Annotated in this window: 9 protein-coding genes; 4 read left to right on the plus strand and 5 right to left on the minus strand. The window is 57.7% G+C overall.

Annotated features, from left to right (window positions below):
• Positions 1-7 precede the first annotated feature (7 nt).
• The gene (locus QPM17_RS14495) at positions 8-1,360 is read left to right on the plus strand and encodes a phosphohexomutase domain-containing protein (protein ID WP_285391693.1); all 1,353 of its coding nucleotides are present in this window, start codon (positions 8-10) and stop codon (positions 1,358-1,360) included.
• Between the two features lie 148 nt (positions 1,361-1,508).
• Here QPM17_RS14495 and QPM17_RS14500 read toward each other — a convergent pair whose 3' ends face one another.
• Positions 1,509-2,654: a phospholipase A gene (locus QPM17_RS14500; RefSeq protein WP_285391532.1), complete on the minus strand. Its 1,146-nt coding sequence runs from the start codon at positions 2,652-2,654 to the stop codon at positions 1,509-1,511.
• Positions 2,655-2,664: 10 nt separating this feature from the next.
• A complete protein-coding gene (locus QPM17_RS14505; RefSeq protein ID WP_285391533.1) occupies positions 2,665-3,003 on the minus strand; it encodes a hypothetical protein in 339 nt (112 codons plus the stop codon).
• A gap of 194 nt (positions 3,004-3,197) precedes the next feature.
• Here QPM17_RS14505 and QPM17_RS14510 point away from each other — a divergent pair, with 194 nt between their 5' ends.
• On the plus strand, positions 3,198-3,611 hold the full coding sequence (locus tag QPM17_RS14510) for a c-type cytochrome (protein ID WP_285391534.1): 414 nt from the start codon (positions 3,198-3,200) through the stop codon (positions 3,609-3,611).
• Between the two features lie 78 nt (positions 3,612-3,689).
• On the opposite strand, the gene QPM17_RS14515 is transcribed toward QPM17_RS14510, so the two are convergent.
• From QPM17_RS14515 to rep, 3 genes are all read right to left on the minus strand, one after another.
• Positions 3,690-4,247, minus strand: a complete 558-nt coding sequence (locus QPM17_RS14515) for a hypothetical protein (protein ID WP_285391535.1) — start codon at positions 4,245-4,247, stop codon at positions 3,690-3,692.
• A gap of 21 nt (positions 4,248-4,268) precedes the next feature.
• A complete protein-coding gene (locus QPM17_RS14520) occupies positions 4,269-6,533 on the minus strand; it encodes a galactose oxidase early set domain-containing protein (RefSeq protein WP_285391536.1) in 2,265 nt (754 codons plus the stop codon).
• Positions 6,534-6,638: 105 nt separating this feature from the next.
• Positions 6,639-8,657, minus strand: a complete 2,019-nt coding sequence (rep, locus tag QPM17_RS14525) for a DNA helicase Rep (RefSeq protein WP_285391537.1) — start codon at positions 8,655-8,657, stop codon at positions 6,639-6,641.
• Positions 8,658-8,800: 143 nt separating this feature from the next.
• On the opposite strand from rep, the gene QPM17_RS14530 reads away from it, so the two are divergent.
• Together QPM17_RS14530 and QPM17_RS14535 are read left to right on the plus strand one after the other, a co-directional pair.
• On the plus strand, positions 8,801-10,531 hold the full coding sequence (locus QPM17_RS14530) for a putative bifunctional diguanylate cyclase/phosphodiesterase (RefSeq protein ID WP_285391539.1): 1,731 nt from the start codon (positions 8,801-8,803) through the stop codon (positions 10,529-10,531).
• Positions 10,532-10,584: 53 nt separating this feature from the next.
• A complete protein-coding gene (locus QPM17_RS14535; protein WP_285391540.1) occupies positions 10,585-12,927 on the plus strand; it encodes a Tex family protein in 2,343 nt (780 codons plus the stop codon).
• The last annotated feature ends 59 nt before the right edge of the window (positions 12,928-12,986 follow it).

The following is a 12,986-nucleotide window of genomic DNA, read 5'->3' on the forward strand; positions in this document are numbered from 1 at the left end:
AGTGGCAATGGATTTGTCCTGCTTTAAAGCCTATGACCTTCGCGGCCGTGTGCCGGACCAGCTCAATCCTCAGCTGGCAGAGCGTATCGGCCGTGCCTACGCGGAGGTAACCGGGGCGAAGCGCGTGATTGTCGGCTACGATATCCGTCTTTCCAGCCCCGAAATTGCTGATGCGCTCAGTTCCGGCCTGATGGCCGCCGGGGCCGATGTATTCGATATCGGTCTGTGCGGCACCGAACTGGTCTATTTCGCCACCAGCCATTACAAGATGGATGGCGGCATCATGGTAACTGCCAGCCACAATCCCCGTGACCACAACGGCATGAAAATGGTGGGGCCGGACTCGCGCCCCATCAGCTCCGATAACGGCCTGAACGATATCCGCGACCGGGTGCCAGAGCCCTTTGGCGACGCGCCGAAGCAGGGGCGATATGAACCGCTGGAAGTCATGACCGCCTATATTGACCATCTGTTGGGCTATGTGGATTCAGGTTCACTCAAGCCAATGACCATCGTGGTCAATGCCGGTAACGGCGGGGCGGGGCTGATTATCGACGAGCTGGAACAGCACCTGCCGTTCGATTTTGCGAAAGTGCATCACGAGGCCGACGGCAACTTTCCTAACGGCGTTCCGAACCCCATTCTTGAAGAAAACCGCGCCGTAACAGCCGAAGCAGTCATCGAACACGGCGCCGCCATGGGCATCGCCTGGGATGGCGATTATGACCGTTGCTTCTTCTTTGACGAAAACGGCCGTTTCATTGAAGGCTACTATATTGTTGGCCTGCTGGCAGATCAGTTCCTCCGCAAAACCGGCGGCGGCAAAGTCATCCACGACCCAAGGCTGACCTGGAACACCATCGATCTGGTCAAGGCCGCTGGTGGTGAAGCCATCGAAAGCAAAACCGGCCACGCCTTCATCAAACAGCGCATGCGCGACGAAGACGCGGTGTATGGGGGCGAAATGAGCGCCCACCACTATTTCCGTGATTTCGCCTACTGCGACAGCGGCATGATCCCCTGGCTGCTGATTGCTGAACGCCTGTGCCAGTCCGGCCAGACGTTATCGTCCCTGATCGACGCCCGCATAGAAGCCTACCCGGCCAGCGGCGAAATCAACCGCACCATCGCCGACCCACCCAAGGTCATTACAGCCATCGAAGCCAAATACAGCGTGGGCGCCAAAAACGTCTCCCATGTGGATGGTGTAAGCATCGAATTTGACGACTGGCGCTTCAACCTCCGCATGTCCAACACCGAACCGGTGGTTCGCCTGAACGTGGAATCGAGGGGGGATATTCCGTTGATGAAAGAAAAAACTGCAGAACTGCTTGCAGAAATGGAGCGATTGAACAAGTAAGGCTGCCACAGAAATATGGGGTCAGTCAGGCGGATAGTGGTGCCAGAAACTGTGCGGAGCCAGGGATGGCGGAGCTCAAGCGTACAGGGACGTATTTACAGCGTGTTTCTGGCACCACTATCCGCCTGAGTGGCCTTGCACCAAAAGTTCAAAGCCAGTCGTTCAGCATAATCCCGATACCAATCCGCTCAATCCGCTGATTGTAGTCAATCAGACTCTCCCCATAGCCATTGTAATACTGAATATACCCCTTGATGGTATCCCCCATGGGAAAGCTATAACCCAGCTCAACAGACGTCCTGTTATCCTCGGTCCGTAAGTTATTCTGCAGTGTCAGTGACAGTGTCCTATTCTCGCTCCACTTGTAGATTGCCCTGTAATCGGCATGCCCCAGATACCGCTCGATATCCTCGTTGTCATCCTCACTGTCCGGTAACCGGTACCATGGCTGAACCATGAACAGCCAACGGTCATAACTATAGGCCACCGATGCCATAATCCGGTTCCAGCTACGGGAACGGGGTTCGGACTGTCCATTGGACTGATGGTTCAGACCCAGCGTGACACCGTTCAGGGTGCCCGGGCCGATATCGTGATCCATGGCATATCGCAGGAAGATTTCCGGCTCGAAGTTGGTTTCACGAAACGGCGCGGAATCATCCTTATTGTAAACCTGCCAGAACGACCTCTGGGTATATCCGAACCAGAGCGTTGTGCGGTCGTCGAGCCAGCCGGTGAGCAGAGGCACCTTGAAGCTGATCTGGTATTTGGCTTCCTGGTTGTCAATGCCATAATCATAACGGGTGGGGCCCAACCTCGGGCTGCTGGGGGTTCGGTTGGCATTTCTCATGTAGCTGACAGGCAGAATGTACATTGGCCGGTGACCGACAAAACTGCCGGAAAACGAGAAAATCGCCTTTTCCGCCTCTACGTAACGGTTAACAAGAGCAGACATCACCCCGGAGTTCTCGCCGCCCGCTTCCAGATTTTCAACGGCCGGATCGTCTTCTTCCGCATCAGCCAGCTCTTCATATGCCAGTGCATCGAGCGATTCAGAGCTTTCCTTGAGTTTGCCCTCCGACGCCTGCTCGCGGGCCGCTACCGGGTCGTTGATCGCGTCATAGCAAGCCAGGCGCTGGACCCCGTCCTCAATCAACGCACAATCTTCCAGTGACATATCCTCGAAGCTCGCTTCTGTTTCTGTTTGTTGTTGCGCCACACTGGCCGATGCTGCACAGAGGCAGAGCACGAAACTGGTGGATTGCACGGGCCTTAAGTTGAAAATGACTGGCATTGCCCTGTCCTTATGGGTTGGAGAGACTGATCCATGTATTGGCGATACCGTAAGCCCAGACGCCGAGCAGGGTCACCACCAGCAGTGAAAATACAATCTTGTGGCGGGTTCTGCGCTCCGCAGCGGCGGCAACCACCCAGCGTAGATACATAAGGCCGATAAAGCTGATAAACACTGCCAGGCTGGCTGCTGCAGGGATCAATAGCCAGGCAGGGCTGAGCTCGGCCCCACTTTCGGAGCGGCTGGAAAACCACCCCATGGACACCAGCAGGATGGCCAGCGCTGTGAACTCAGTGATCAGGAGTGGTTTGCGCCAGGGATGGGGGTGCGTTTGATTCGCATCAGACATAAATTGCGACCCTCGGGATGTGTTTTGTGTATGGTACCCGGAATAGGCGGGCAGGGCCTTCAGACTTACGAAATGGCAACGAAACCGATTGAAAGCGGGCGTTCATTTTGCACTTTGGTTTTTTTGCCCCGCCGCAGTCGCTATAATGCGTCCACTGATTATTATAACGCCCAATTGCGAGGTGCAATGTGAAGATGAAGAGAGTCCTGGCTGCCGTATTGCTTGGCTTCGGCCTGACAACAGGTGCCGTAATGGCCAATGTTGAAGATGAAATCCGCTCCCGTATTGCTCCGGTCGGCGATGTTTGTGTGCAGGGAGAAGACTGCGGACAAGAAGCAGCGCCTGCTGCATCGGCCAGCTCGGAGCCTCGTTCCGGCAATGAAGTCTACGACGCAGCCTGTGCTGCCTGCCACGCTTCCGGCGCCGCTGGTGCACCCATCGTGGGCGACTCGGATGCCTGGGGCGGTCGCATTGATAAGGGGCTTGAGACTCTGGTGAGCCACGCCATCAATGGCTTCAACGCCATGCCTGCCAAGGGCGGCTGTTCAAGCTGTTCAGACGAGGAAATTGAAGTGGCCGTCGAGTACATGGTTGAGCAGAGCGAGTAATCAAACGCTGTGCTACCGCAGAATCGAAAAGCCCCGCATTGCGGGGCTTTTGTGTAATAAGTGGAACACTTTCAGGTTTTATTGAAGCGGAGTGAAGGTCAGTCTGCCCCCAATACGATCGGTGCCGCCGTCTGCAGTTCCGATTGTAATGGACCAGGTTTGAGTGCTGTCCCCGCTGTGTGCATCCTGCAAGGCGTTGAGGCGGGGGTCCATCCAGCCAAAGCTGCCGGATCGGGACAGCGTCATCCAGGTGGTCTGTTCTGACTCCTGCCCATCACTCGACCCGGATTCGGGCATTTCTGACCGGCCCGGCAGTGCCTCCCAGCTCGGGCTGTGGATATTCACCGCCACTTCCGTTCCTGTGAATCGCAAGAACGCCTCTCCGTCCATACCCAGCACGGTCAGAGGGTTTTCACCCTTGTAGCGAAACATGATGCCGGGCCGCGGCGCGTCCAGAATCATGGCGCTGAGTCCCTGAATGTCAGGGTGGTCGGTGATGCGGGCCTTAACGATACCCTCCGGCACACCCTCTACATCAGGTGCACCGTGGGCCCCAGCAAGCCCGGGGGCTGACAGGGACGCCAGGCCGAACAACACCAGACCCGCTACGCCGGTTCCGGTTTGTCCGATGGTCATAATGCAACTCCCCTTGAAGACCTACAGAATCTCGAGCGTTGACTCGATGATGCCATCTTCAGTGGTGGTGTCGCTGGCCACCTCGGCGGGTGCCATGCACTCGAGGCTTTCATTGACCACGGTAATGGGTGCGGATACTGACGGAACCCGACCCTCGGGCGTGTCCTTGCTCACAAACAGCATGTATTCACCTGCCGGGACGACGTTGTGGTTATCTGGCATGGTCAGGGTCACTCTGTTGCCCGGACGCTTCTCAATCATCAACTCAATGGCACGCTGATCGCCGTCAATCACGTGGGTCATCACGGTGCGCCGAATCAACAGTGCCTTGTCGATCTCGTCTGCCTGGTCAACCTTGATGTTGAAGCGGTCGCCTATGGTCAGATTGCTCGGAGCGCTTTTGATCTCCGGGCGATCGTTGCGCATGGCGTAAGGTGGCGTGTAGATCTCGAAGCTCGGATCGCGGCCGTCATAAGGGGCCAGTCCGAAGTCTTCCAGATTGACGAAAGTCAGGTATGCGGTATTGATGGGTGAATGCCCGGCGATCATCACCCGGCCATCTTCCATCAATACCGCGGTATTGTGGTAGGTGCGGGCGCGATGGCCAGTGGCCATCTCGGTCCAGGTGCCGGTTTCCGGATCAAAGCGCTCGGCTGTCCTGATGGGGCCTTCCAGCCCTGGTGCGACTACACCGTCGCGGTTGCCGCCACTGAAGACCATCACGCTGCCGTCCGGCATGACCACGTTGGTTCCGTACCAGCGTGGCTGGTTCAGAGAGCCGGTCAGGCGTGACTCGTAGCCAATCTCATCGCCATTGGTAGAGATTCGGTCGATCCGGCTCTGGTCCGTTGGCAGATATCCCCCCGGATTGGTAAGCAGAGCGTAGCTGGGTACACCGCCCGCGGTCAGCAGTTCAACATCTGTATATTCACCGCTGGCATTCGGTCTCAGTGGCAGCATGGTGGAGGAAGTAGAGCCGCGCATGCCACCGGCAATAGCCATCTTCAGTTGCTCTTCGGAAACACCGAGATCGGCACCGCTGTTGAGCAGATCCGTCGGTGACTCAAGAATATCCCCAAGCAGGGATGAAGCCTGTTCAAGGGAGGCATTGGTGATGTTCAGGGTGCTGCTGAGCTCAGCCAGCCCCGCTTCATCCAGGCGCAGGGGCAGGCCGGCATAGCCGATGTCTGTCCAGCTCTGTGTGTCCGGATTGTAGCTGGCGGTGATGTTCCACAGCGCCTGATCGTAACCCTGACCGAACGGATTGAACGCCTGGCCGCCGGCATTGTAGAAGACATGGCCGTTGGGCAGCAGGTGCATCCGCGGATAAAGGGGAAGTGACCGATCCGCCGTTGAGGGGTTTTGCGTCCAGGTGCCGGCACAGGGGTTGTAGGTCTCGGTCTGCACTACGTTGCGACCACTGTTGAGGGGATCTTCCGGATATACCGGTTTCAGCAACTTGGTGACACCGCTGGCAACAAAGATATCACCGTTGCCCATGGTAACGAGCGAGGGATACCAGCGGCCGTAGGTCATGTCACCGCTCTGGCGCCAGGTGTTGGTTTCCTCATCGAATATCCGGGAGTTCTTGATGCCTTCCAGCTCGGCGACGCCCAGCGGGAGACCATCGACGCCTGGCTCGGAGTAATAATCAGTGCCGCCAACGGCCATGACATCGCCATTGGCCAGGCCGATAACGTCGGAGCAGAACAGGGCGCCATCGTTCTTACTGGTATTGTCCGCGGTATCAAGCGCGCCATCCAGCTCTGTGCCGCTCAAAAGGGTTTCGCTGTCATTGCCGTCCGGGTTGGCGCCTGCATCCAGCGGCGAGGGTTTGAGCCAGGAGGGGTTGTCATTCTTGTCCAGTGACAGTACCCGGGTCTGGTCGTTGACGGACACCTCTCCGAACTCGGCGACGATTGACAGCTCAACGTTTTCAGTGCCTTCCAGAGCATTCAGGTAGAGCAGTCGCCCATCCTTGAGCAGAGCCAAAGTGCCCGCCGCCGGCTTGCACTCATCCATGCCATCGGCGCGGGTGATGCATTTTTCGTCGGTATCCACGGCCTGGCCATCGACAATGATGGTTGGTTCGGCGAATGGCGCGCTAAAGCGACCCTTTGGACTGTAGCTGTCCGGAAGGGTGGGTTCGCTGGATTCAACAGTGGTATCGTCTGACGATCCGTCCAGCAGGCCCCCAAGAAGCCCTGCGCTCACTGTGGCCGGCCCGGCCGTGAGCAGCAGTAAAGAGCCGGTTGCGGTCAAGAAACGATTGGGTAGTCGGAACATTATGTTCTCCTGATCTTGTTGTTGTACAGGTGGAAACCGCAGTTCCCGTTACCAAGACGGATCAGGATTCGATAAAGATGCAGTGAATGTGAAAAAAAGTGAAATTCAGTTTCCGAGATCTCCAAGCAGGGCGCTCAAGGTTGCCTTGCCCCGCTGCTGGTTGGCTTCCACATCCAGATCACCGGTACCTTCCCAGCGCAGGTCATCCTCGGGTAGCTCATCCAGAAACCGGCTGGGGATGGTCTCCAGCTTCTCTCCGTACTGTTTGCGCTGGGCAGCGAAAGTCAGGGTAAGGGTTTCCCTGGCGCGGGTAATGCCTACATACATCAGCCGCCGTTCTTCCTCGATATTGCCCTCTTCAATGCTGGAGCGGTGTGGCAGGATCTCTTCTTCCAGGCCCATGATAAAGACATGTGGGAACTCCAGGCCCTTGGAGGCGTGCAGGGTCAGCAACTGGACCTTGTCGCTGTCGTCTTCCTCTTCCCGCTGCTCCATCATGTCCCGGAGGATCAAACGGCTGATGGCGTCTTCGATGCCCATCTCGTCGGCGGTGCCCTTGCCATCATCCAGCATGCGCTGGATGGATTCCACCAGGTACCAGATGTTCTCCATGCGCCGCTCCGCCTGTTTCGGTGAGCCGGAGTGCAGATGCAGCCATTCTTCGTATTCGATGTCGGTGAACAGTTGCTTGATCACCGGGATCGGGTCTTCCCGGAGCAGGCGTTCACAGGTGTTGTCCACCCAGTGGGCGAAGCGGCGCAGGCGGTCCAGGCCCTTTTCCGTGACATGGGTTTCGGCGCCCATGTCGCCGAGCGCGCGGAACAGGCTCACGTCGCGGGAGCGGGCGTAATGGCTGAGCTGCTCCAGGGTGCGGGGACCGATTTCCCTGCGAGGCACGTTCACAACCCGCAGGAACGCTGCATTGTCATCCGGGTTTACCATTAGCCGGAGGTAGGACATGGCGTCCTTGATCTCGTTCTTGGAAAAAAACGACTGGCCGCCGGAGATACGGTAGGGAATCTGGTAAGCCTGCAGCTTCATTTCCAGCAGTCGGGCCTGGTGATTACCGCGGTAAAGCACGGCGAAATCCCGGAATGCCTGGCCCTTCCTGAGTTTCTGATCGAGGATTTCCGTTGCCACGCGTTCTGCTTCCGCATCCTCGTTGCGGCAGCGGACAATGCGCAACTCATCCCCGATGGTGTGGTCACTCCACAGGGCCTTTTCGAACACGTGGGGATTGTTGGCGATCACCGTATTGGCACAGCGAAGGATGCGCACAGTGGAACGGTAGTTCTGTTCCAGCTTGACGATTTTAAGGCTGGGGAAGTCTTCCTTCAGTTGGGCAAGATTCTCCGGCCGAGCGCCACGCCATGCGTAGATGGACTGGTCATCGTCGCCCACCACCGTGAACGCGGCGCGCTCTGCGACCAACAGCTTCACCAGTTCGTACTGGCACACATTGGTGTCCTGGTACTCGTCCACCAGCATGTAGCGGATCTTGCGCCGCCATTTCTGCAGTACTTCCGGATTGTTGCGGAACAGCTGCACCGGCAGCAGGATCAGGTCGTCGAAATCAACGGCGTTGTAGGCTTTCAGGTATTCATTGTAGTACCGGTAGATAATGGCGATGCGTTGTTCCCGCTCGTCCGCAGCGCGACTCCAGGCATCCTGGGGGCTGCGCATGGCGTTCTTCCAGGATGAGATGGTCATCTGTACGTCGGAGAGCTCATCACCGGCGTCCGCGCTGGCCTCGCGCATCATCAGGTCCTGCAGCAGGGCCTTGGCATCTTCGGCGTCGAAGATGGAAAAGCCTGGGTGGTAGCCCAGGTGCTGGTGTTCTTCACGGATCATGTTCAGGCCCAGATTGTGGAATGTGGACACAATCAGGCCCCGGGTCAGCTTGCGGTCCACCAGCCGTCCGACCCGTTCTTTCATTTCCCGTGCGGCCTTGTTGGTGAAGGTAACTGCAGCAATGTGTCGCCCCGGAATACCCAGGTGCTCAATCAGATACGCCACCTTGCGTGTGATTACACTGGTCTTGCCGCTGCCGGCACCAGCCAGCACCAGCATGGGGCCGTCCGCGTATCGAACGGCTTCACTCTGTCGGGGGTTGAGCATGTTCACAATAAGGGCGCCAGATAGGAATTTCGTGAGTGAACTCTGAAAGTCTATATTCTACACCAGCGGGACTTGCTGTACCTTGGGCATCTATCAGCTATTCTTGAGGGAACGGAGATGATTGACCACCAGGAACGGGATGCTTTTTGATGACCCTGGCAGTAACCTCGCTTAATTCCGGCCGTATACGCCTTCTGGTACTGACTCCTGAGTACGCGGATTTTTTGTGGCTGGGTGCATTGCTGGCAGGCGACAGGGAAATGGAACCAGACCTTATCTGGTGTCCGGACCTGATTGACTGTGACGATCTGATTCGCAATACCCAAGTCGATGTCATCCTCTGGGACTGTGTGTTTCACGGTGGCTCCGAAGATGCCTTTCTGCAATACCTGTCGGTATCCAGCAATGAGAAACCGGTGCTGGCGATGAGTGCGGAGCCGGCTGCCGAACGGGCGCCGGCATTGCTTGCCAATGGTGCGGCGGATTATCTGTCGCGGCAGGTGCTGGACGAATGGAGTCTGTGCCGGGCCGTCCGGTGCCTCTGGTACCGTCAGCAGCTGGCTGAGTCCGCCCACGGCCAGTTAGGGAGGGAGGTGGCCAGCGGTTTTATCAACCGCGATCTGTTTTTCGACCGCCTGCAGCAGGCGCTGTTAAGAGCAGAACGGGCCAATCAGCGCCTGGCGCTGCTGCATATCAACCTGGACGATTTTCGTAGCTTCAATGAATCCTTTGGCTACCAGAAAAGCGACCAGATCATGCTCAGGCTGGCAGAACGTCTGCGCATGAATCTGCGGCGGGTGGATTCACTGATGCGTATCGGTGGTGATGAATTCGCCATTATCGTTGAGAAGGTGGAAGACTCGCTGGATATCACCCAGATTATACGCAAGGTCGTGAATGCCATCGGCGAACCGTTGAGTATTGATGGCCAGAATGTGGTCGTCAGTGCAAGCCTTGGGGTTGCCACCTACCCGGAAGCCGGTGACAGCCCGGAAAACCTGCTGCGACGAGCCAATCGCGCCATGTTCGAGGCCAAGCGCGATCCGGGAACCAGTTACCGGTTCTATGATCGACAGTTGCACATCACGGCCGGCTACCAGTTACGGCTTGAAGCGGATCTTCGCAACGCCCTGCGGGGTAATGAACTGGAAGTGTATTACCAGCCGCGTATTGACCTGGCATCCGGGGAAGTCCGCGGCGTGGAATGCCTGCTTCGATGGAATCACCCGGAACGGGGGCTGGTGGGCCCCGATGAATTCATCCCCGTGGCCGAGCGCAGCGGGCTGATCGTGCCGATCGGTTACTGGGTCATCGAACAGGCCTGCAAGCGTCTGCAGGACTCGTCGGAACTGGGGCATCCGGGACTGGTATTTGCGGTCAATCTCTCTTTCCGTCAGTTTCACGACCGCAAGATGACCGAAACCATATTCCGCATTATCTTCAACGCCAATGTGGACACCAGCCTGCTGGAACTCGAGCTTACCGAAAGTGCCATGATGCATGACCCGGAATACGCCCAACGCTGCCTGCGTGAGCTCAATCAGTTGGGCATCAGTTTTGCCCTGGACGACTTCGGTACCGGGTTCTCTTCCCTCAGCAATCTCCAGCACCTACCCATCTCTCTCGTGAAAATCGACAAGTCCTTCGTTCAGGAGCTGGGGCAGTCAGCGGATGCGGAGCACATTATCCGCGCTATCATCAGCCTGGCCCACAGTCTTCAGATCAGTGTTGTTGCAGAGGGCGTGGAAACCGAAGGCCAACTGGAATTCCTGCGCCAGCACCACTGTGATGAAATTCAGGGTTATTACTACGCCCGCCCCATGCCCTGGAACGATCTTGTGCAATTCCTGGACAACCGTAGTCGCTCTGCTTGCCTGTAGCAATAAGCCGCTGTACCTTTGCGCTTTGACTCGTAAGCATCAGATGAGGTTGCATGAACAGTATCATCAGGCGCATTGCTGACGAACTGGGCGTTCGTGAACAGCAGGTTAATGCCACCGTGGAAATGCTGGACGGTGGCGCCACCGTTCCCTTTATTGCCCGTTACCGCAAGGAAGTCACCGGCTCGCTGGACGACAGCCAGTTGCGTAACCTGGAGGATCGCCTGCGCTATCTGCGGGATCTGGAAGACCGCCGATCCACCATCCTCAAAAGCATCGAGGACCAGGGCAAACTCACCGATGAGCTGCGCGCCAGCATCGATGCAGCGGACACCAAGAACCGCCTTGAAGACCTTTACCTGCCGTACAAGCCCAAGCGCCGTACCAAGGCCCAGATAGCCCGCGAGGCAGGGCTGGAGCCTCTGGCAGATGCGCTGTATGACGCCCCGACGCTGGAGCCGGAAGCAACAGCGGAAGGCTACCTGAATACAGATGCCGGTATAACAGATACCAAAGCTGCCCTGGATGGCGCCCGTTACATCCTTATGGAGCGGTTTGCCGAGGACGCCGAGCTGCTGGGTGAGCTGCGTGATTTCATCTGGCAACAGGGCCAGCTCAAGGTCACCGTGGTGGAAGGTAAGGAGAATGAGGGCGCCAAGTTCCGTGATTACTTTGACCACGTGGAGCCGCTGAAGAAAGTGCCGTCTCACCGTGCCCTGGCCATCCTTCGCGGTCGCAACGAAGGTGTGCTGACCTATTCCATTGTGGTGGGTGACGGCGAAGACGACCGGCGCCAGCCGCACCCTGCAGAACACCGTATTGCCGCGCGCTGGCACATTCGCGACAACGGCCGTGCAGCTGATCGCTGGTTGGCGGAAGTGGTGCGTTGGACCTGGCGGGTAAAGCTGTCTACTCAGATTGAAACCGACCTTATGGGTCAGGTGCGGGAAGCGGCGGAAACCGAAGCCATTAACGTGTTTGCCGCCAATCTCAAGGACCTGCTTCTGTTGGCGCCGGCTGGCCCGCGCCCGACGCTGGGGCTGGACCCCGGGCTGCGTACCGGTGTGAAAGTGGCCATCATTGATGGTACCGGTCAGGTGGTGGGCCACGGCGGAATTTTCCCCCATGCGCCCCGCAACCAGTGGGACCAGTCCATCGAGCAATTGGCCCACTGGTGCAGGCAATTCAGTATAGAACTGATCGCCATTGGTAATGGTACCGCTTCCCGCGAGACAGAAAAGCTGGTGGCGGACCTGTGCAAGCGGTATCCGGAACTGAAGCTGGCGCGGATTGTGGTCAGTGAGTCCGGTGCTTCCATCTACTCCGCCTCTGAGTTCGCATCCCGCGAGCTGCCCGATCTGGACGTCACCATCCGGGGCGCTGTGTCCATCGCTCGCCGTCTTCAGGACCCGCTGGCGGAAATGGTCAAGATAGAGCCCAAATCCATCGGTGTGGGCCAGTACCAGCACGATGTTTCACAGGTGCAACTGGCCCGCAGCCTGGATGCGGTGGTGGAAGACTGTGTGAACGGCGTCGGTGTGGACCTCAACACCGCCTCCATCCCGTTGCTGGCGCGTGTTTCTGGTCTGAACCAGAGCATCGCCCAGAATATTGTCGACTTCCGTAACCAGAATGGGGTATTCCGCGATCGCAGGCAGTTGCTTAAAGTGTCGCGGCTGGGGGAACGTACGTTCGAGCAGGCGGCCGGTTTCCTGCGGATCGCCAGTGGTGATAACCCGCTGGACCGTTCTTCGGTGCACCCGGAAGCCTACGGTGTGGTTGAGGCCATTGCCCGTAAAAATGACCGCAAGGTTGAGGGGATCATTGGTGATGCTGCCTTCCTTCGTTCACTGAACCCGCAGGACTACGTCACCGAGCAGTTTGGTCTGCCGACCATTAAAGATATTATTACGGAACTGGAGAAGCCGGGCAGGGATCCTCGGCCGGAATTCCGTTTTGCCAGCTTCGAGGAAGGTGTGGAAACCCTCAACGACCTGAAGCCGGGCATGGTACTGGAAGGTTCCGTCACCAATGTCACAAATTTCGGGGCATTCGTGGATATTGGTGTTCACCAGGACGGGCTGGTTCACATATCGGCCTTGTCCAATACCTTCGTGAAAGACCCGAGGGAAGTGGTCAAGGCCGGGGATATCGTCAAGGTGAAAGTGATGGATGTGGATATACCGAGAAAGCGAATTGCCCTGTCCATGCGTATGGATGACCAGCCGGGCGAAAAGGCCGACAATCGTGCCGGAGCCGGAGGCAATCGAAAGGCTGGTGGCGGCAGGCCTGCCGGCGGGAATGATCGTCCGAAGGCTGCGGGCAGCCCGCAGAAGGGGGCCATGGCCGGAGCATTGGCCCAGGCGCTGGCGTCGGCCCGCAAAGACGGTCGTTAACCCGCGCTCTCACACAATATACTCAGGATGGCCGGTTGGTCCGGCCTTCAGCCAAGCAG

It is taken from the genome of Marinobacter azerbaijanicus (assembly GCF_030250645.1).
GTDB classification, from domain to species: Bacteria; Pseudomonadota; Gammaproteobacteria; order Pseudomonadales; family Oleiphilaceae; genus Marinobacter; species Marinobacter azerbaijanicus.